General features: G+C 36.2%; 22 protein-coding genes. 17 read left to right on the plus strand and 5 right to left on the minus strand.

Features of this window, described 5'->3' with window-relative positions:
- Position 1: 1 nt before the first annotated feature.
- The 5 genes from spoVAD (at position 2) to NSS74_RS04095 (ending at position 4305) form a co-directional block, all read left to right on the plus strand.
- Entirely contained in the window at positions 2-1018 is a 1017-nt protein-coding gene (spoVAD, locus tag NSS74_RS04075; RefSeq protein ID WP_002143034.1) for a stage V sporulation protein AD, read from the plus strand.
- Positions 1019-1021: 3 nt separating this feature from the next.
- Positions 1022-1372 (plus strand): stage V sporulation protein AE, encoded by a 351-nt coding sequence (gene spoVAE / locus NSS74_RS04080; protein ID WP_002143033.1) that lies wholly within the window; start codon positions 1022-1024, stop codon positions 1370-1372.
- Positions 1373-1377: 5 nt separating this feature from the next.
- On the plus strand, positions 1378-1947 hold the full coding sequence (locus tag NSS74_RS04085; RefSeq protein ID WP_002088445.1) for a stage V sporulation protein AE: 570 nt from the start codon (positions 1378-1380) through the stop codon (positions 1945-1947).
- Positions 1934-3406 (plus strand): spore germination protein SpoVAF, encoded by a 1473-nt coding sequence (gene spoVAF, locus NSS74_RS04090; protein ID WP_002143032.1) that lies wholly within the window; start codon positions 1934-1936, stop codon positions 3404-3406. Before NSS74_RS04085 ends, spoVAF begins: the two co-directional genes overlap by 14 nt.
- 95 nt (positions 3407-3501) lie before the next feature.
- Complete coding sequence (locus tag NSS74_RS04095) at positions 3502-4305, plus strand: Cof-type HAD-IIB family hydrolase (RefSeq protein WP_002067045.1); 804 nt, start codon at positions 3502-3504, stop codon at positions 4303-4305.
- 31 nt (positions 4306-4336) lie between these two features.
- Here NSS74_RS04095 and NSS74_RS04100 read toward each other — a convergent pair whose 3' ends face one another.
- Positions 4337-5203, minus strand: coding sequence for a DUF1002 domain-containing protein (locus NSS74_RS04100; RefSeq protein WP_002143030.1), 867 nt, complete (start codon positions 5201-5203; stop codon positions 4337-4339).
- Positions 5204-5390: 187 nt separating this feature from the next.
- Here NSS74_RS04100 and NSS74_RS04105 point away from each other — a divergent pair, with 187 nt between their 5' ends.
- Together NSS74_RS04105 and ribT are read left to right on the plus strand one after the other, a co-directional pair.
- Positions 5391-5828, plus strand: a complete 438-nt coding sequence (locus tag NSS74_RS04105; protein WP_000853785.1) for a peptidylprolyl isomerase — start codon at positions 5391-5393, stop codon at positions 5826-5828.
- A 485-nt stretch (positions 5829-6313) separates the two neighbouring features.
- Positions 6314-6682, plus strand: coding sequence for a GNAT family N-acetyltransferase RibT (gene ribT, locus NSS74_RS04110; protein ID WP_000908403.1), 369 nt, complete (start codon positions 6314-6316; stop codon positions 6680-6682).
- A 20-nt stretch (positions 6683-6702) separates the two neighbouring features.
- On the opposite strand, the gene NSS74_RS04115 is transcribed toward ribT, so the two are convergent.
- Entirely contained in the window at positions 6703-7221 is a 519-nt protein-coding gene (locus NSS74_RS04115) for a DUF309 domain-containing protein (protein WP_002143026.1), read from the minus strand.
- Between the two features lie 99 nt (positions 7222-7320).
- A complete protein-coding gene (locus tag NSS74_RS04120) occupies positions 7321-7416 on the minus strand; it encodes a YjcZ family sporulation protein (protein ID WP_000510194.1) in 96 nt (31 codons plus the stop codon).
- Positions 7417-7585: 169 nt separating this feature from the next.
- Between NSS74_RS04120 and NSS74_RS04125 the strand changes: the two genes are divergently transcribed.
- The 6 genes from NSS74_RS04125 to phnF all read left to right on the plus strand — a co-directional run bounded on the left by NSS74_RS04125 (position 7586) and on the right by phnF (position 12842).
- Complete coding sequence (locus tag NSS74_RS04125) at positions 7586-8329, plus strand: segregation/condensation protein A (RefSeq protein WP_002143025.1); 744 nt, start codon at positions 7586-7588, stop codon at positions 8327-8329.
- Between the two features lie 156 nt (positions 8330-8485).
- On the plus strand, positions 8486-9058 hold the full coding sequence (gene scpB, locus NSS74_RS04130; protein WP_002143024.1) for an SMC-Scp complex subunit ScpB: 573 nt from the start codon (positions 8486-8488) through the stop codon (positions 9056-9058).
- 78 nt (positions 9059-9136) lie between these two features.
- On the plus strand, positions 9137-10039 hold the full coding sequence (locus NSS74_RS04135) for a ComEC/Rec2 family competence protein (protein WP_002143023.1): 903 nt from the start codon (positions 9137-9139) through the stop codon (positions 10037-10039).
- 206 nt (positions 10040-10245) lie between these two features.
- Positions 10246-11388, plus strand: coding sequence for an N-acetylglucosamine-6-phosphate deacetylase (gene nagA, locus NSS74_RS04140; RefSeq protein ID WP_002088433.1), 1143 nt, complete (start codon positions 10246-10248; stop codon positions 11386-11388).
- Between the two features lie 4 nt (positions 11389-11392).
- Positions 11393-12181, plus strand: a complete 789-nt coding sequence (nagB, locus tag NSS74_RS04145; protein WP_002033913.1) for a glucosamine-6-phosphate deaminase — start codon at positions 11393-11395, stop codon at positions 12179-12181.
- On the plus strand, positions 12111-12842 hold the full coding sequence (gene phnF / locus NSS74_RS04150; RefSeq protein WP_012261644.1) for a phosphonate metabolism transcriptional regulator PhnF: 732 nt from the start codon (positions 12111-12113) through the stop codon (positions 12840-12842). Before nagB ends, phnF begins: the two co-directional genes overlap by 71 nt.
- 73 nt (positions 12843-12915) lie before the next feature.
- Here the strand turns inward: phnF and NSS74_RS04155 are convergent, their stop codons facing one another.
- Entirely contained in the window at positions 12916-13722 is an 807-nt protein-coding gene (locus NSS74_RS04155) for a Cof-type HAD-IIB family hydrolase (RefSeq protein WP_012261643.1), read from the minus strand.
- Positions 13723-13887: 165 nt separating this feature from the next.
- Between NSS74_RS04155 and glcT the strand changes: the two genes are divergently transcribed.
- The 4 genes from glcT (at position 13888) to ptsP (ending at position 19251) form a co-directional block, all read left to right on the plus strand.
- Complete coding sequence (gene glcT / locus NSS74_RS04160; RefSeq protein ID WP_002143016.1) at positions 13888-14736, plus strand: glucose PTS transporter transcription antiterminator GlcT; 849 nt, start codon at positions 13888-13890, stop codon at positions 14734-14736.
- A 340-nt stretch (positions 14737-15076) separates the two neighbouring features.
- Positions 15077-17140: a PTS glucose transporter subunit IIABC gene (gene ptsG / locus NSS74_RS04165; RefSeq protein ID WP_002014901.1), complete on the plus strand. Its 2064-nt coding sequence runs from the start codon at positions 15077-15079 to the stop codon at positions 17138-17140.
- 135 nt (positions 17141-17275) lie between these two features.
- A complete protein-coding gene (gene ptsH, locus NSS74_RS04170) occupies positions 17276-17539 on the plus strand; it encodes a phosphocarrier protein HPr (protein ID WP_002033915.1) in 264 nt (87 codons plus the stop codon).
- Complete coding sequence (ptsP, locus tag NSS74_RS04175) at positions 17539-19251, plus strand: phosphoenolpyruvate--protein phosphotransferase (RefSeq protein WP_002143015.1); 1713 nt, start codon at positions 17539-17541, stop codon at positions 19249-19251. The genes ptsH and ptsP overlap by 1 nt, the downstream gene beginning before the upstream one ends.
- A 96-nt stretch (positions 19252-19347) precedes the next feature.
- On the opposite strand, the gene NSS74_RS04180 is transcribed toward ptsP, so the two are convergent.
- A complete protein-coding gene (locus NSS74_RS04180; protein ID WP_002143013.1) occupies positions 19348-19719 on the minus strand; it encodes a DUF3915 domain-containing protein in 372 nt (123 codons plus the stop codon).
- Between the last annotated feature and the right edge of the window lie 106 nt (positions 19720-19825).

A 19825-nucleotide genomic window follows, 5' to 3' on the forward strand; every position in this document is an offset into this window, starting at 1 on the left:
TATGAGATTGACAGGAAAACAAACGTGGGTATTTCAAAATGATATCTTCGTGAATGCAACTGGTACTGCTGTCGGTCCGAAAGAAGCTGAAGGCCCTCTTGGAAAGGATTTTGATATTTCATATTCTGACTTACATTGCGGAGAGGAAAACTGGGAACTTGCTGAACGAAGGTTAATGTCAGACTCAATTCAACAAGCGATGCAAAAAGGGAATATAAAAAAATCGCAAATTGATTTCTTTTTAGCGGGAGATTTATTAAACCAAACAGTGACAGCAAATTATGTTGCTCGTGAGTATGGTATTCCTTTTTTAGGGATGTTCAGCGCTTGTGCGACGTCAATGGAAACTTTGGCGATTGGATCAGCTTTTATAGATGGTGGATTTGCGAATCGTATTTTAGCTACAGTAAGTAGTCATAATGCGACGGCTGAAAGACAATTTCGTTCCCCAACAGAATACGGAGGACAAAAGCCAGGGACAGCAAACTCAACTGTTACCGGAGCAGGGTCAATATTAATTAGCAATGAGGCGAGTGCAATTAAAATAACAGCAGCAACAATTGGTAAAGTGCAAGATTTAGGAATTGCTAATCCTTTAGATATGGGATCAGCGATGGCACCAGCTGCTGCTCATACAATTCAACAACATTTTGAAGATTTGAGAAGAAGTGCAGCTGATTATGATCTTATTGTTACTGGTGATTTATCGGCTGTGGGGACACCAATTGCGAAACAACTTTTACTTGAGGAAGGGTATGATTTGGGGAATGTATACAATGATTGTGGATTAATGATTTACAATTCAAATCAAGAAGAAGTGTTTGCAGGGGGCAGTGGTTGTGCTTGTTCAGCTGTTGTAACATATGGCCATTTATTGCGTGAAATGCAAAAAGGGAATTTACAAAGAATTTTTGTCGTTGCAACTGGAGCTCTATTAAGCCCCATGATGATACAACAGAAGGAAACGATTCCAACGATTGCGCATGGTGTTGTGTTTGAAAGAGTTAAAGGAGAGTGAATTGTGGATTTTATATATGCATTTCTTGTAGGAGGAGCTATTTGTGTAATTGGACAAGTGTTGCTAGATTTCGCAAAGTTAACACCGACACATTTAATGGCAACTTTTGTAGTCGCCGGAGCTATTTTAGACGGATTCGGATTGTACGATAAGCTTATAAAATTTGCAGGTGCTGGGGCAACAGTCCCTATTACAAGTTTTGGACACTCACTATTGCACGGGGCAATGCATGCGGCAGAAAAACATGGATATTTAGGAATTGGAATCGGTATGTTTAGCTTAACGTCTGCGGGGATTTCAGCAGCGATATTATTTTCATTTTTTGTTGCACTTATATGTAAACCGAAAGGATAAATCAAATGAGACGAAGGGTTGTTTTGGTCACAGATGGAGATGAATATGCAAAGCGGACAATTGAGCTGTTAACAAAGGAATTTGGGGGGAGGTGTATTTCAGCATCGCAAAGTAATCCGACCAAATTGACAGGGAAGAAAGTTGTTGAGCTTATTATGCAAACGCCATATGACCCTGTATTTGTCATGTTTGATGACAGCGGATTTATAGGAGAAGGATCTGGTGAAAAGGCGTTAAAGTATGTCGCAACACATAAACAAGTTGATGTACTCGGTATTTTAGCAGTAGCATCTAATACACATCATTGGGAATGGGCGCGTGTAGATGTAAGTGTAGATCGGAATGGGAATTTGACAGAATATGGCGTTGATAAATTTGGACTCCCAGATGGTGAAATTGGCAGGATTAGTGGGGATACGATTTATTGTTTAGATGGTCTGAATGTTCCTGTCATAGTGGGGGTCGGTGATATTGGCAAGATGTGCGGAAATGATGAATGGGAGAGAGGATCACCTATTACTAGAAAAGCGATTCAATTAATTTTGGAAAGGAGTGGCTTTTATGACGAAGCCTAAAAAAGTGAATATCCCGATTTCATCTTTTTTAAGTGATAATGAAAATTATTTAAAGCAAACAGTTGGACTTGGTGTTACATACGATGTTGGTATTCGTAAATTTAAAATTTTAAATAAAGAAATTGGTGTGTTATTTGTAAATGGACTTTGTGATACGAATTATATTATCCCTATTTTAGAAGAAGCGGTGGATACAAATGAAATAAGGGATGTAGAAGAAGATACAGTAAAGCTTTTAGAGAATCGTTTAATTCATCAACAAGTAAGTAAAGTAAAAACGATGGATGATGTAATGCTCCAAGTATTATCAGGACTCATTGTTATATTTGTGGAAGGTGAAACTGAAGCGTTCGCAATAGATGTTCGTAGTTATCCGGGCCGGACACCGACAGAACCAGATACAGAAAAGGTAGTGCGTGGTGCAAGGGATGGATTTGTTGAAAATATCGTTGTAAATACAGCGTTAATTCGTAGAAGAATACGCGATCCACGTCTTCGAAATGAAATGATTCGAGTAGGGGATAGATCGCAAACGGATATTTGTATTACATATGTACAAGATGTTGCAAATCCGGATTTAGTGAAGATTATAAAACAAGAATTAAATAATATTGAAGTAGATGGGATTACGATGGCGGATAAAACGGTAGAAGAATTTGTAGTGAAACAAGGTTATAATCCATTCCCACTTATCCGATACACAGAGAGACCAGATGTAGCAGCAAATCATCTGTTAGAAGGACATGTGTTAGTACTCGTTGATACATCACCAAGTGCTATGATCACTCCAACAACATATTTTCACCATTTACAGCATGCAGAAGAGTTTAGACAAAATCCAGCTGTAGGTACATTTTTACGTTGGGTACGTTTTTTAGGTGTTATATTTTCGCTATTCTTACTGCCATTTTGGCTAGTTTTTGTTTTTGATCCGACTCTTTTACCGGAAAGTCTTGCTTTCATTGGACCAAATAAGATGACGCATTTACCGATTTTATTACAAATTTTGATGGCTGAAGTCGGACTCGAATTTTTAAGAATGGCTGCCATTCATACACCGACATCATTGTCGTCGGCAGCAGGATTAATTTCTGCCATATTAATTGGTCAAATTGCAATTGATGTAGGTTTGTTTGTACCAGAAGTTATTTTGTACGTAGCAGTTTCTATGATTGGAGCATACGCTACGCCAAGTTATGAGTTAGGGCTTGGGAATAAGATTGGAAAATTGTTTGTCATTATTTTAACAGGCATATTTCATGAAATGGGATTTGTCATTGGAATGACGATATTGATTCTATTTTTAACATCTATAAAAAGCTTGCAAACACCGTATTTATGGCCGTTTTTACCGTTTGATTGGGGCGCGTTAACGAAAATTTTACTTCGTCCAACTATGTCTAGTTTAAAGGTTCGTCCAAGTATTGTAAGACCTCAAAATGTGCGAAGACAAAAATAAGCGGGATTATGCTCCGCTTATTTTTTATTGAAAATTTATTGTTTTTTTAACAAAAATCAAACATTTTTTTTGTACAATTAGAGTAGATATTGTGTATGGAAGGGGAAGAGGACATGATTAAACTGTTTGTAAGTGATTTAGATGATACACTCGTTTACAATATGAATGATATGCAAAAAGAAGATGAACGAGCGCTTTGTTGGCTAGCTGAAAACGGGACAAATATTTGTTTTGCCTCTGGCCGTTTTACTCACCGAATTGATGAGGCGGTAAAAAGGTTTTCGTTCCCGTATTACACAACTAGTTTAAATGGAGCGACAATGATACTACCGGATGGAAAAGTATTTCATGAATCGAGTTTTGAAGATGGGGTTGCCCAGGAAATATATCGATATATACATAAAAAGGGACTAGCAGATATTGTTTGTGCAAATGAGCAGCGATATACAAAAAGGAAGAATGAACATCACCATACTTTTGAAGAGTATATGGGAGTGCATATTGCTGAAATCGAAGAGTTAGAAGAGGAATTTGGGAAGACTGTACATCCTGCGAAATTATTTGTTTTTGGCGAAGAAGAAAAAATTGTAGCATTAGATCAAGAGTTGAGAGATACATTTCATAGCGAAGCGGAAGTCTTTATATCGGGTAAGCGATATGTTGACATTATGCCAAGAGGTGTAAGTAAAGGAAGCGCTCTGAAGCGATTAATGGAACATTTACAAATTGAAGCAAATGAAGTTGCATGTATTGGAGATTCTTTCAATGATATTTCTATGTTTGAAGTAACCCCGCACTCCTTCACCCTCCATCATGCTCATCCGTATGTGAAGGAGAAAGCAAATCATGTTGTCCGTTCGGTTGAAGAAGCTATTATGAAATTACCGTTACTTGTATAAAAAAGAAGCTCGTCACTGGCGAGCTTCTTTTTTACTTGAATAAAGATTTAACGAAATCAATGATACTAGAGAAGAAATCTTTTACTTTATCTAGGAAACTTTGCCCTTCATCAGATCCTAAGAAGGCAGACACATGGTCTTTTGCTTTCTCTAATTGGCTACCAACTTGGTTCCAATCGATATTAAGATTTTTCATTTTATCAAATAACGATACTAAGTTATCCAACTGTTCATCTGTTAATGTAATGCCAAGTTGATCAGCAATTTTTTTAATTAATGAACGTAAATCTTCAGTGGTTTTTGGCTGTTCTTTTGCAATTTCTTCTTTAATTTTTGCAACAAGTTGAACTGCTTTTTCTTCGCCGATTTTATCACCAAGTTGTGCTGTTTGTACCATTTCTTCATTGGCTACTTTTTTTACTTCTTCAGGAATGGCTTTGTTTGATGTTGTTTCATAGGCCTTCATTAAACCTGTTAAAGCAGCAGTTCCTGAAACTTTAAATGGTGCAGTAATTTGAATCTCTGCATCTTTCACACCTGCTGTAATAAGTGCATTTGTGTACATTGCATCTGTTATCGAATTAATGTTTTTTGAGCGTACAATGAGACCTGACCCTGGTTTTGTGTATGTAATCATAGAAGAGGAAATTGCTCTCGTACCAATTTGCGCTTTTGGAACGATGCCCTCTAGAAATTTATGTTCTTCCGCATTAGATACAGTAATAATTTGTGCATCTTTTGGTGCTTTCATTTCTTTCAAAAGATCTTGTTTCTGTTGTTCAGATAAGTTTTCTCCTAGTGTAACAATTGATTCTCCCTCAATGATGTCTGCAAATGAAGCTGTTGGCATAATAAATACGGCTACAGCTAATAGCAGAGCTAGTAATTTCGTTTTCACGAAAAATCGCTCCCTTTCTCTTTCTTAAATTTTCGGGCAACACAGTTATTATAGTATATTTTTCTTATTTGTCACCTAGCTTCTTCCACATTTCAAAAAAGAAGTATACAGATTGTCGGATTCTTTTTGTTTCTCGTCATGAATATGGTAATATAGTGCTGAGATAGTTGAAAGGAGACATATACATATGAAAACTTTAGGATACATATTAATGGAAAATGGCGAAAAAATCGATTTAGAATTTTTCCCAGAAGAGGCACCAAAAACAGTAGAAAACTTTAAAAAATTAGCAGAGCAAGGATTTTATGATGGTGTGACATTCCACCGCGTTATTCCTGGCTTCGTAAGCCAAGGTGGAGACCCAACAGGCACAGGTGCAGGTGGCCCAGGTTACTCTATCCCATGTGAAACTGATGGAAATCCTCATAGACATCTTGTTGGATCACTTTCTATGGCACATGCTGGCCGTAATACAGGTGGTAGCCAATTCTTTGTTGTTCATGAGCCACAACCGCATTTAGATGGCGTACATACTGTATTCGGTAAAGCAACAAGCGGTATTGAAACAGTATTAAACATGCGTCAAGGCGATGTAATGAAAGAAGTTAAAGTTTGGGAAGAATAAGTTACGAGAAAAGGAGAGCGATTTTGCTCTCTTTTTTTATTTCCTATAAACAGGGATTGGTATATATTTTAAAGTATATGACACAAATAGGAAGGCTACTAACGTTAAATTATATTGTTCATGAGAACACACTTTTAACAAAATACATAGGATGGAGTACGAATTATATGCTTCAATAAATGTATTTCTCTTAACATATTGCTTTTAGTAGAACTACTTTGTTCAAAAGTAGTTAATAAGTGAAATGTGATGAGAAAGGGATTTTTCTTTTAGTTCCTATATAGTATTGTCTCTTTTTTGAGCGGTGTAATAGAAAGAAATAGCGTGGAAACATATATTTGACTTTCTTCTTAACGCTTTGTATGATTATCAAGTTGTTTCAGCCCCTTCTCACTCTGGTAAAAATATTGTAGAATGAATGTGATATGAAAAGAGTGATTGAGGGGATAAATAGTTTGTAACTTTTGTAAGAAGGGATAAGGGTTATGTTAATTCGTTTTAAAAAAAGTTATGAAAAAATTGCAATGGGGCTTCTTTCATTTATGCCAACTGAAAAAGATGTGAAAACATTACAATTGACAATGAAAGAGTATGAGGCGAAAGAGGATTGGCAATTGTATTTGTGGAAACAAAATGAAGATTTTGTTGGGATAATGGGGATTATAAAAAAAGAAGATCAGGTATTGGAAATTCAGCATTTGAGCGTGAATCCGTCTCACCGTCATATGGGGATTGGGACGAAGATGGTTCAAGAGCTTAAGAGTAAATTTCTTGAGTTTACAATTTGCGGAAATGAGCAAACAGCAAGTTTTTGCAAAAAGTGTAAAGAGCTTGAACAAAATATACATTCATGAAAGCAGGGATAAGTAGTTTATTATCTCTGCTTTCTTTTTTGTAGTTGTTCGTGTCGTTCAGAAATGACGTCTGTTCGATCACGCAATGTGTGCTTATTTATGATGTATTCACCAGGAATGACGTTCGCATCTTTCCAAGAGAGGTTTTGTTTCTTACATAACTGTATGCATTGTTTTTCTAACGATACGTCTAATAATGGTAAAAATAACGGGGCGAAATTTTCCTTTTTGTGGATAGATTGTAATCTTTCATTTAATAAGAATGTAAGTTGTTTATGATCTATTCCGAATTGATGTAATTGCGCGCTGCTCTTTTCTAAAATTGTTATTGCGCTTTTTATCATCTTCTCTGCACCATTCCAATTGGATCGTCTATGATGGTATGAGGAAACAGCAATTTGAATGAGGCCGACTAAGTAATTGTCACGTTCTCCTCTAGGCTTTAATTTCCAATATTCTTCTAATATTTCATGACATTCAAAATAATCATAGTCTCCGTGAAAATGAATTAAAAATTGTATGTACTCGGTAGGATACATTTTTTTCGCTCCTGTCTAACGGTTATATGTACAGTGTATCATAGAAATATTAACAATAAGCGACTAGGGAAATATCCCTAGTCGCTTTATTGCTTCATATTAGCAGAAGCAAGCTGCTCCTACAATGATTAGTAAAATGAACAGTACAACTAGTAATGCGAATCCACCGCTAAAACCGCAATCAACGTGACCCATAGTTTTTTGACCTCCTACATTGTTCTTACTACATTGTTATCATATGAAGCGGTGGGCATTATGACATGGGCATAGGTCTATTTTTAATTAAATTTCTTAAAAAGGTTGGATAGAACATGAGTATGCTCTATACTTATGGTGTTATAGAAAAAATGTGGTGGGATGCTTTGTGCAGTATAATTTTAAAGTAGAGGCTTTTGAAGGGCCTTTAGATCTATTGTTACACTTAATAAATCGTTACGAAATTGATATATATAATATTCCTGTAGCGAAAATTACAGAGCAATATCTATCTTATGTCCATACGATGAAAGAATTACAATTAGATGTTGCCAGTGAGTATTTAGTAATGGCTGCAACGTTATTACAAATTAAAAGTAAAATGTTGTTACCGAAACAAGAAGAAGATGTACCTGATAACGGTGAAGACTTTATAGATGATCCTCGTCAAGAATTGATGGAGAGGTTAATTGAATATAAGAAATATAAGCAAGTTGCTACTGAGTTAAAAGAAAGAGAACAAGAAAGAGCACAGCTATATACACGTCCGCCAATTGATTTTACATCATTTCAACAAGAAGAGGAGACAAGCTTACCTCTTGATGTTACGTTATATGATATGTTAGCGGCATTTCAAAAGCTAATGCGTCGTAAAAAAGCAAAAACCCCCGTAACAACGCGAATTACTCGCCAAGAAATACCAATTGCACAGCGAATGACTGATATTCTACAACAGTTAGAAGTAAGAGGCGGTCGTCAAAGCTTTTATGATTTGTTTGCTGATGAAGAACGTGAAATAATGGTTGTAACATTTTTAGCGGTTCTTGAACTAATGAAAAATCAACAAATCATAATTGAGCAGGAACATAATTTTGATGAAATTTTCGTATCAAGCTCTAATAAATCCGTATAGAGTTGATGTGAAGATGGGATAGAAATATTTTATCTCATGTTAGGTTTTAATGTATCGTTTGGAACGAGAGAAGAAATATTGAACCGAACGCATTTACTGTGATTCGGTTTTTTTATGTGTGTTTTTTATGGGAAATAGGAGGAAGGAGTTCGTAAAATGGATAGAAAAGAACAAAAATCGATTATTGAAGGGCTTTTATTTGTTGCAGGTGACGAAGGGATTTATCCGGAACAGATAGCTAAAGTTCTGGAAGTTGAAGTGGAAGAAGTACTAAACAGTATAGAGGAAATGCAAAAAGAATGCGAAGGATCGAATCGCGGTTTGCAAATTGTACAATATGCAAAAGTGTATCGTTTTGCAACAAAGAAAGAACATGCTTCGTACTATCAAAAATTAATAGATACTCCAACCGCGGCTTCACTTTCTCAAGCAGCTCTTGAAACGTTGGCAATCGTTGCGTACCGTCAACCGATTACAAGGACAGAAATGGAAGAAATTAGAGGTGTGAAAACGGACAAGGCATTACAAACGTTAGTTTCACACTTACTTATAAAAGAAACGGGAAGAGCGGAAGGACCAGGGCGCCCTATTTTATACGGAACGACGAAAGAATTTTTAGATACGTTTGGTTTGAAAACATTAGATGATTTACCACCTCTTTCGGAAGAAAATGAACAAATGAATGAAGCAGATTTATTCTTTGGTTCTTTACAGGAATTATCAAAATAAAAGCTTGGCATTTTGCTAAGCTTTTTTTGTATATCAATTACAGAGCGTGCCATACTAAATGAAAAAAGGAGACGAGTTATGAAAGGTGTACGGAGTATTCTATTGTTGGTTTCTGTTTTATTATGTTTTTCGTTAAACAGCGCATCGGCTAAAAGATATATGATGTCTATTCATACTGCGTCTTCTATACATATGCATCGGCAACATTTTGGTAAAATGAAAGTGAGTTTTTTAAAAGTTGGACAAGGTGATGCGACACTTATTACATTGCCAAATGGTCAAACGATGTTAATAGATGGGGGCCCTTATGAAGCAGGAGAGGTTATTATTCAAAAACTAATTGAAAAAGGAATTAATCATTTAGATGTGATTGTAAGTACTCATCCTGATATGGACCATATAGGGGGGCTTATTCCAATTGTAGAACAAATGCCGGTTTCACTCGTATTAGATAGTGGAAAAACATATAGTTCATTTACTTATCATACGTATCGGAATAATATTAAAAAAAGGGGCATACCTTTCATTTCAGTGAAGGAAGGACAATATATACCGTTAGATCCACATGTTTCTATACAAGTATTAAACAATGGTAAATCGAAAGACGAGAATAACGAGTCCTCAATTGTGTTAAAGATTCGATATGGTAAAGCGGACTTTTTATTAATGGGTGATGCTGATATACGGACGGAAAATGAAATATTAAAGCAATTTGATGTACATGCAGATGTATTAAAAGTTGGGCATCATGGCTCGTATACTTCAACGAGTGAAACATTCTTAAAAAAAGTAGATCCACAATTCGCTATTCTTTCGTACGGGAGTAGAAATCCGTATGGGCATCCTCATCAGAGTGTAGTAAGACGATTAAAACAGCGTGGTATAATGATATATGGAACAAACAAGCGAACTGTGGAAATAGAAACAGATGGTGAACATATTACTATGGGGGCAAGCGGTCTTATGCCATTACTTAAGTAACTAATTATATAAGAGGTTATTATCCATTTTGGTAAAAATGGATAATATATATTAGAATGAAAAAGAAATCAATTTCCTTTTTTCGCTGAACGAAGAGGAAATTTCATTAGAATGTATAGACAACTACTTGTGTGTATATTAAGATGGAATTAGGCGAATAAGGTAATAATAATAAGTAGGTATTTCATGGGAAAGGGTCGATGAAAATGAAAACGCAAGTTGTCATCAATGCCGAAATTTATACAGGTAAAGAAGTAGTGGAAAACGGATTTATTCGTTACACAGAAACAGTTAAAGAAATTGGTTTGATGGCTCAATATGTATCACAAGAAAATGAAACTGTGTTAGATGTGGCAGGAAAGATTGTGATTCCAGGTATGATTGATGTTCATATTCATGGTGGATACGATATTGATGCGATGGATGCAAATAGCGATGGATTAGTAACTCTTGGTAAAGAAATGTTAAAAGAAGGAGTTACAACTTACTTCCCAACAACAATGACACAAGCTCCAGAAGCGATTGAAGCGGCGCTAAGTGCTGCGAAGGAAGCGAAAGACAAAGGAGCACATTTCGAATATATTCACTTAGAAGGACCATATGTTTCAAAAAAACGTGCGGGTGCACAACCACTTGAACATATTGTTCCTGCGAGTATCGAGCAATTTAAACAATGGCAGGAAGCAAGCGGTAATCTAATTAAATTGGTAACATATGCACCGGAAGAAGAAGGTGCGTTAGAGTTTGAACAGTATCTTGCTGAAACAGGTGTTGTTGGCACAATGGGGCATACAGATGCAATTGATGCACAACTGAAAAATAGAAAAATTACACATGCAACACATTTATACAATCAAATGCGTGGATTACATCATCGTGAACCAGGAGTTGTTGGTCATGTGTTATTAAATCCAGATGTAATGGTTGAAGTAATTACAGATGGCATTCACATTCACCCTGATATGGTGAAATTAGCATATAAATTAAAAGGACCGAAAAAAGTAAGTGTCATTACAGATGCAATGCGTGCAAAAGGTCTTGAAGAAGGATTATATGAGCTTGGCGGACAGCCAGTACATGTAAAAGATGGCAGTGCCCGATTAGAAGATGGAACGTTAGCTGGTAGTATTTTAAAAATGGATCAAGCTTTCCGAAATGTAATTGAATTTACAGGATGTTCAATCGAGGAGGCAGTGTTAATGACATCAGTTAACCAAGCAGAAGAATTTGGATTAAATAATAAAGGTGCGTTAGCGGTAGGTAAAGATGCAGACTTTGTTGTTATGACTGAAGAATTACATGTATATGATACGGTTCGTTTAGGAATTCATATGAAGGAAGGGAAGTAATTAGATGAATATTCTAGTTGTAAAAACTCCAGAAGAATTAGCAGAAGCAGGTTATAAGTTAATTAAAGAGGTTGTAAAATCAAAAGAAAATCCAACTTTAGGAATGGCTACAGGAAGCTCTCCATTAGGTATTTATGCAGAAATGCGAAAAAATAAACTTGATACAAGTCATGCAACCACTGTAAACTTAGATGAGTACGTAAATTTACCACACGAAGATAAAAACAGCTATCACTATTTCATGCAAGAACAGTTGTTTGATCATCTTCCATTTAAACAAACTTATGTACCGAATGGGATGGCAAGTGATTTAGAGGAAGAGTGCAAGCGTTATGAAGGCATTCTAGTAGCTAACCCAGTTGACTTACAGATTCTTGGAATCGGTGAAAACGGTCACATCGGATTTAATGAGCCAGGAACACCATTTAATTCTCCAACTAACATTGTAGAATTAACAGAATCTACACGCCAAGCAAACCTTCGTTTCTTTGAAAATGAAGAAGATGTGCCGACTCATGCGATTACAATGGGAATTGGAAGTATTATGAAAGCGAAACAAATTCTTCTTGTTGCTATGGGATCTAAAAAGGCAGAAGCTATTAAAGAATTATTGCAAGGTGAATATAGTGAGGCGTGTCCTGCTACAGTTTTACAACGTCATCCGAATGTAACCGTAATCGCAGATCCAGAAGCTCTATCTTTATGCAGTGAGGCGATTGCTGATGAACATCGACAAGTATTCACCATTTCCGATTTATTATCAGATTCAAGAGTGGGTGAAACAGCTAATTGAGGAAGGCGAATGGAAGCCGGGAGATAAAATTCCATCTGAGAATGAACTTTGTGATAAGTTCGAAGTGAGTCGTATGACAATCAGACAGGCGATTAATAACTTAGTGGAACAAGGTTATTTATACCGGAAACGTGGGATTGGAACGTTCGTCCAACTTCCGAAAGTGGAGCAAAAGTTGCAAGGAATGACGGGATTCACAGAAGATATGATATCTCGTGGTATGAAACCGAGCAGCCAGTTATTAAGTTTCCGCCTAGTTCCAGCTACTGCTAAAATAGCAGACCGGCTGAGAATACAAGAGGGAGAATCGGTTTATGAAGTGAGACGTACGCGCTTAGCTGATGACGAACCGATTGCATTTGAGACGACATATTTGTCGCCAACTCTTGTGAAAGATATTAACGAAGAAATATTACAACAATCTTTATATGAACATTTAGAGAAAAAACTGGGCTTTAAGCTTGTTCGCGCTACTCAATCAATTGAAGCTTCAATTGCAACGGATAATGAAGCTGAACATCTGCATATTCCTAAAAAGGCGCCTGTACTTGTAATGCGTCAATGGTCATATGCAGAAGGTGAGTTACCGTTAGAGTATGTGAAATGTATTTATCGTGGGGATCGTTACAAGTTTATTACGAACATCGCACGTAACAAGTAATATATTTCAGTTTGTGAAGTACAGTGAACTTTGATGTTTTCAACATGTAAAGAAATAAAAATACGACTCATCCTTATAAGGAGTGAGTCGTATTTTTATTATGAGCAATTACGTGGTTAACAGCATCTTTAACCGTATTTACTACATAGTGAGCGTGCTCTTTTACTGCGTCATCTGCTTGAGACATAGCAAAACTGTGAGGAGTTAAAGAGAACATTGGAATATCATTATAAGAATCCCCTATGCAAGCAATTTCCTCTGGTTGTATTTGAAATTCTTTTAATAAAATAGAAATAGCAGAACCTTTACTAATATTAGGTGGCATTACATCTAAACATTGTTCTGCTGAAATGAAGGTGCTAACTTTTCCGTGAAATTTTTCATCAATTTTGTTCTGAAGGAGTTGTAAGCTTTCCTTCGTTCCACCGATAGAAATTTTATTTGGAAAAATTGTATCATCAATTTTCTGTAATAGATTAGGTTCTTCAACAGAAGTCATTGTTACTTGTTGTTCAAGTTCATGAATAAACGGTGTTTTTTCTTCAATGTAGTAGTTATGTTCATCACTTACATAACGGAAATAAGGGTCTTCATTTGTCATAGCTAACAAATCTGGAAGAATGCTGGAATCGAAAGTTGCAGATAATAGCTGTTTATTTTCATGTGTATATACAAAAACACCATTTACACTAATGCGATGGAAATTTGTATTAACCGCTCTCATTAGGTCTGCAATTTCATTATCAAGTCTTCCAGAAGCAAAACAAAGAATTACATTTTGTTCAGCTAAGCTGCGTAAAGCGATAACATCTTTTTCGTCGATAAAACCTCCGTGTTGCATCATCGTTCCATCAATATCACTTACAAACATTTTAATCATGTTGCAATCTCCTTTCTATGTACAGTTGCCCTTACATTATACGCATCATATACAAACATGTCTAAAAAATGAATTTTTATTAAATGGTAGATGTTTTATATTGACGAAAAAGAAGAATGTTCTGTAACATAAAAGTAGGCTATTTAAGTACGAGGGTGGTGTTATATGAGTAATTATCTAGAAATTAAAAAAGTTTTAAATAATAATGTCATCATTGCTAGCCATCCTGAACACGAGGAAGTAGTAGTGATCGGTAAAGGAATCGGATTTGGGAAAAAGGCTGAAGATGTGTTGGAGCAAGAACAAATTGAGAAAATGTTTGTTTTAAAAAATGAACGTGATCGAGAACAATACAAACTTTTAGTACCACATGTGAGTGAAAAGCTAATTGAATTGATGAATGATATTATGTTATATATTCAAGAAAAAGCGGAGTCTCCATTAAATGAACATATTCATATCGCTTTAACAGATCATATTTCTTTTGCAATTAAAAGGCTGAAACAAGGACTTACAATAGATAATCCTTTTTTAGTTGAAACGAAAATGCTATATCCAGAGGAATATAAAATTGCTGAAGGCGTTGTGCAACTTTTAAATTCTCGTTTGCAAATTACATTGCCAGAAGGGGAAGTTGGCTTTATCGCACTTCACATTTACAGCTCGCTTACAAACTCTGATTTATCTTCTGTTAATCAAAATTCTCGTCTTATTGCACAACTTGTGTCTTTAATTGAGACAAGCCTACAAATTACATTAGACCAAGAAAGCATTCATTATTTACGCCTTATTCGCCATTTACAATATGCTATTGAGCGGGTGAAAAAAGGAGAAAAAGTAGAAGAAGCACAGAGTTTTGCTGATTTATTAAAGTTGGAATATCCAGTTTGTTATAATTTGGCGTGGAAACTAGTCAAAGTAATGCAGAAAGAATTACAACTTCCTGTATATGAAGCGGAGAGTATTTATTTAACGATGCATTTACAACGATTAGTGAAAGTAGAACATGTGTAAAAAGACATATATTTTTGTCTAAAATGAAAACGTTAAAAAAAATGATTGAATCGCTTACAATAGTTATGTATAATAACTATTGCAAAGTTATACAAAATTCGACAAACACATTAAGGTAAATAACGAAAACGTTTGCTTTAATTATAGTGAACTTATACGTAATCTTATTTTTGACACGTGTTACTGATTCGATCAGGCATGAGTGGAGAAAAGTTGGGAATGTAAGCTAAAGAAAGGGACATACTACCCTTTGTATAGCTATCGTTCTATCTTTTTTTTCCTCATGCCTTTTTGGCGTTTGTCGAAAAGTATCAATATAGATAAGAGAGGAAGGGTTTCCATGTTTAAGAAGATCTTTGGTGTTCTTCAAAAAGTCGGAAAAGCGCTTATGCTTCCAGTAGCGATTTTACCGGCAGCAGGTATTTTACTTGGATTTGGTAATGCATTTCAAAATCCACAACTAACAAATGTTATCCCTGCTTTAAAAGCAGATTGGTTCGTAATGGTTGCAAAAATTATGGAACAATCTGGCGATATTATTTTCGCTAACCTTGCGCTATTATTCGCAGTTGGGGTAGCGATCGGTTTAGCTGGTGGAGACGGAGTAGCTGGTTTAGCAGCGTTCGTCGGATACTTAATTATGAACAAAACGATGAGTGTGTTCTTAGAAGTAGATAAACTAGTGAAAGTAACAAGCACTGGAACAGATCCAGTAAAAATTGGATTTTCAGATCCAGCATATGCAAACGTATTAGGAATTCCAACGCTGCAAACAGGAGTGTTTGGTGGTATTATCGTCGGGATAGTAGCGGCATATTGTTATAATAAATACTTCAACATTGAATTACCATCATACTTAGGTTTCTTTGCAGGTAAGCGTTTCGTACCAATCGCAACTGCAACATTCTCTTTAGTGGTAGGTATTATCATGTGCTTCATTTGGCCATACATTCAGGGTGGCTTAAATACGTTCTCACATCAAATGATTGATGCAAATAGAACGATAGCAGCATTTATATTCGGTTTAATCGAACGTTCATTAATTCCATTTGGATTACATCATATTTTCTATTCACCGTTCTGGTTCGAATTCGGTCAGTATACAAATGCAGCTGGCGAATTAATCCGTGGTGACCAAAAAATCTTTATGGCACAGTTAAAAGACGGCGTAGAATTAACAGCAGGTACATTTACAACTGGTAAGTATCCGTTCATGATGTTCGGTCTTCCAGCAGCAGCTTTAGCAATGTACCATGAAGCACGTCCGGAAAATAAAAAATTAGCAGCTGGTATTTTAGGATCTGCTGCATTAACATCTTTCTTAACAGGTATTACAGAACCACTTGAATTTTCATTCTTATTCGTAGCACCAGTATTATTCGGAATTCATGCAGTATTCGCTGGTCTATCATTTATGACAATGCAAATTTTAGGTGTTAAAATTGGTATGACATTCTCTGGTGGTTTAATTGACTTCATATTATTCGGTGTACTACCAGGTCGTACGGCATGGTGGTGGGTAATTATTGTTGGTCTTGTACTAGCAGTGATTTACTACTTCGGATTCCGTTTCGCAATCCGTAAATGGAACTTAAAAACACCTGGTCGTGAAGTAGCGAATGCTAATGAAGGCGCAGGGAAAACAGAAGCAGGAGAACTTCCACGTGAAGTATTAGTAGCACTTGGTGGTAAAGAAAACATTGCTTCGTTAGATGCTTGTATTACTCGTTTACGCGTTCAAGTTAACGAACAAAAAAATGTAAATAAAGACCGCTTAAAAGAGCTTGGAGCAGCCGGTGTACTTGAAGTTGGAAATAACATTCAAGCTATTTTCGGACCGAAATCTGACACATTAAAATCACAAATTCATGATATTATGTCAGGTCGTACACCTCATGTTGAAAAAGAAGCGCCTGTAAAAGTGGAAGAAGCTCCTCAACAGGTTGATGAAAATGAAACAATCGTTTCACCAATTGAAGGGAAAATCTTACCGATTACAGAAGTACCTGACCAAGTATTCTCAGGGAAAATGATGGGAGATGGATTTGCGATTGAGCCAACAGAAGGAACAGTAGTTTCTCCGGTTAATGGTGAGATTGTAAATGTATTCCCTACAAAACATGCGATTGGTATTCAGTCTGAAGGCGGAAAAGAAATTTTAATCCACTTCGGTATTGATACTGTAAAATTAAATGGTGAAGGCTTTGAAGCGCTTGTAGCACAAGGTGATAAAGTGAAACAGGGACAACCATTATTAAAAGTAGATCTTGCATTTGTAAAAGAAAATGCACCATCTATTATTACACCAATCGTCTTTACGAATTTACAACAAGGGCAACAAGTCGAATTGAAAAAAGATGGAAATGTTAAGAAGGGCGAAAACGCTATTATTGACATTCAGTAGGAATTTGACGCAAAATGTTTATAATTATAATAGGCGATGTGGTTGACCGAACATCGCCTATTATATACAATAGATGATGTAGTACTCACGTCTATACAACTAAAAAAATACTGTATTTGAAGGAGATAAATTATCATGGAAAAAATCTTTAAAGTAACTAGCGACTCAGGAATTCATGCTCGTCCAGCAACTCTACTTGTAAACACTGCAAGCAAATTTGGTTCTGACATCAACTTAGAGTATAACGGAAAAAACGTTAACTTAAAATCAATCATGGGTGTTATGTCTTTAGGAATTCAACAAGGCGCGGAAATTAAGGTCACTGCAAATGGTGATGATGCAGCTCAAGCACTAGCAGCTATCGAAGAAACTATGAAAAACGAAGGATTAGGAGAATAATGACTCTTAACATTCAAGGGATCGCTGCATCAAGTGGGATTGCTATTGCAAAGGCTTTCAGACTTGAGAATCCTGAATTTAACATTGAAAAGAAATCAATTACAGACGAAGCTGCTGAAATTGCACGCTTAGACGCTGCGCTTGAGAAAGCAAAATCTGAACTAGAAGCTATTAAGGACCATGCTTTTGCTGAGCTAGGTGCTGATAAAGCTGCTATCTTTGAAGCACATTTATTAGTATTAAATGATCCAGAATTAGTGAATCCAGTAAAAGATAAAGTAAATGGCGAAAAAGTAAATGCTGAATTTGCAATGGATGAAGTTGCATCAATGTTTATTTCTATGTTTGAAAACATGGATAACGAATACATGAAAGAACGTGCTGCGGATATTCGCGACGTAACAAAACGTGTTCTTGCACATTTACTAGGAATTAACTTCTCAAACCCTGGTACAATTTCTGAAGAAGTAATCATCATTGCTGAAGATTTAACACCATCTGATACAGCTCAGTTAAACCGTAAGTATGCAAAAGGTTTCACAACTGATATCGGTGGACGTACATCTCACTCTGCAATTATGGCTCGTTCTATGGAAATTCCAGCTGTTGTTGGTACGAAAGTTGTTATGGAGAAAATCCAAAACGGCGATATCGTAATCATTGACGGTTTAGATGGAGAAGTAATTGTAAACCCATCTGAAGAAACTCTTCGTTCTTTTGAAGAAAAGAAAGCGAAATTTGAAGAGCAAAAAGTTGTATGGGCAAAATTAAAAGACCAAGCAACTGTAACAAGTGATGGACATCACGTTGAGCTTGTTGCTAATATCGGAACACCAAATGATGTACAAGGTATTATCGATAATGGCGGAGAAGGCGTTGGTTTATACCGTACAGAATTCTTATACATGGGCCGTGACAATCTTCCAACAGAAGAAGAGCAGTTCGAAGCGTATAAAGCAGTTCTTGAAGGTGTAAAAGAAGATCAACCAGTCGTTGTTCGTACACTTGACATCGGTGGAGATAAAGAACTTCCATACTTACATTTACCAAAAGAAATGAACCCATTCTTAGGATACCGTGCAATTCGCTTATGTCTTGATGAGCAAGATGTGTTCCGTACACAACTTCGTGCATTACTTCGTGCTAGCGTATACGGTAACTTGAAAATTATGTTCCCAATGATTGCAACTCTTGATGAGTTCCGTCAAGCGAAAGCAATCTTATTAGAAGAGAAAGCAAAACTTGTAGAAGCGGGTACAAATGTTTCTGATTCTATTGAAGTTGGTATGATGGTTGAAATTCCAGCTTCAGCAGTATTAGCTGATCAGTTCGCAAAAGAAGTTGATTTCTTCTCTATTGGAACAAATGACTTAATCCAATACACAATGGCTGCAGACCGTATGAACGAACAAGTAGCTTACTTATACCAACCATATAACCCATCTATTTTACGTCTTGTAAAAATGGTTATCGATGCTGCTCATAAAGAGGGCAAATGGGCTGGTATGTGTGGTGAGATGGCGGGAGATTCACTTGCTATCCCATTATTATTAGGATTAGGCTTAGATGAGTTCAGTATGAGTGCAACATCTATCCTTCCTGCAAGAACACAACTAAGCAAGTTGTCAAAAGCAGAAATGGAAACATTAGCAGAAAAAGCATTAACAATGTCAACTGCTGAAGAAGTTGTTGAATTAGTTAAAAGCATATAATAGTAAAAAAACCTGAGTCGATTTGAAATCGGTCTCAGGTTTTTTCTATGAGAAAAGTAAATCTTGTTTTCTTACTATAGAGGATAAGGAACAGAATTAGATAGCGATTGCAACGATATCAGTTGGGCATACACGTAAAATACCAGTAAAAGTATTACGATTTTGATTGTTCTTATCGTCTTTATTGTTATTGTTATCTTTGTCGTTATTATTACGAGCTAAAGCAGAGAAAAGAGCAACGCCGTTAGCGAAACCTTCAAAAATTACATTGTTGAATGTTCCGTTACCTCTAATGCTTAAAAGAGAAAGCTCTGTTCCAACTGAAATGCTAGCAAGTACGTTACATACAGCAGGTCGTTGTGGTCTAACTTCTTCTTTCTCTTTCTCGCGATGGTCGCGATGGTCACACTCTCTTTCACGATGATGACAGTCTCTAAAGTTATCACAGCATCCAAATGATCCAAACATAATCCTCATCACCCCCTTCACACTTATAATCTATGTAAGTTCGGTAGTTAGTGACTGGACAGATAATGGAAATTTTTCTAGGGGATTTTCTCATTTTAAATGACTA

Source organism: Bacillus sp. FSL E2-8868 (genome assembly GCF_038005505.1).
GTDB classification, from domain to species: Bacteria; Bacillota; Bacilli; order Bacillales; family Bacillaceae_G; genus Bacillus_A; species Bacillus_A mycoides.